The sequence below is a fragment of the Paraburkholderia franconis genome (assembly GCF_009362735.1).
Taxonomy (GTDB): domain Bacteria; phylum Pseudomonadota; class Gammaproteobacteria; order Burkholderiales; family Burkholderiaceae; genus Paraburkholderia; species Paraburkholderia franconis.
In genome coordinates this window covers 1-874 of sequence record NZ_WHNP01000242.1, presented here as the reverse complement: position 1 = coordinate 874, position 874 = coordinate 1, and the positions used below count along the sequence as shown (strand labels likewise).

Genomic DNA, 874 nt, shown 5'->3' with positions numbered 1-874 from the left:
ATGCGATCACGCGCGGCGACTGGATCGTCGATGCGCGGCTCGCGAAGCCGGGCGAGCGGCTCGACGTAGAACTGACGCTGCTCGACGATGCAGGCATCACGCTGCAACACTGGGCGCCGCTGCATGTGCATATCGGCACGTTGCATCGCGTCGCGCATGTCGCGCTGCTCGATGACGACACGCTGGCTGCGGGACACACGGCGCGTGTGCAGCTCGTGTTCGATGCGCCTGTGTGCGCGCTGCCGGGCGATCGCTTCATCGTGCGCAATGCACAGGCGACGCGCACCGTCGGCGGCGGCCGCGTGCTCGATCCGTTCGGTCCGCCGCGCAAACGCCGGACGGCGGAACGGCGCGCGTGGCTCGATGCGTTGCGCCTGTGGCTCGATGACGGGCGCATTGGTCCGCTGCTTGAAGAGGCGCCGCGCGGCGTATCGCGTTCGATGCTGATGCAACTGACTGGCCTGCCCGCCGAAGCACTGCCTCTTCCCGCCGATGCCGATGAAATTGCGCTGCACGGCAGGGATGCCGGCGATGCCGTGATCGTGCTGCGCTCGCATTGGGCGCGTCTGCGTTCGAAGGTGCTGGCGGCGCTCGATCAGTATCACGCGCGTTCGCCCGACGAACTGGGCCCCGACGCCGCGCGCTTGCGGCGCATCGCGGCGCCGCTGGTGCCGGACGCGATGTGGCGCGCGTTGATCGATTCGCTCGTCGACGAGGGCGCAGTCGCGAGAAGCGGGCCGTGGTTGCATCTGCCGGCGCATACGGTTTCGCTCGATGCGCGCGAGCAGGTTCTCGCGAGTGCGCTGCTGCCGCTGATTGCGCAGGGCCGATACGATCCGCCGTGGGTGCGCGATCTCGCGAAGACGACAGCGCG

Annotated in this window: 1 protein-coding gene; it reads left to right on the top strand. The window is 69.0% G+C overall.

The annotated features are described in order from the left end of the window. Nucleotides 1-874 (top strand): DNA/RNA-binding winged helix domain-containing protein (locus GCT13_RS47955; protein WP_321575080.1); only part of this gene is annotated, 874 nt, incomplete at both ends.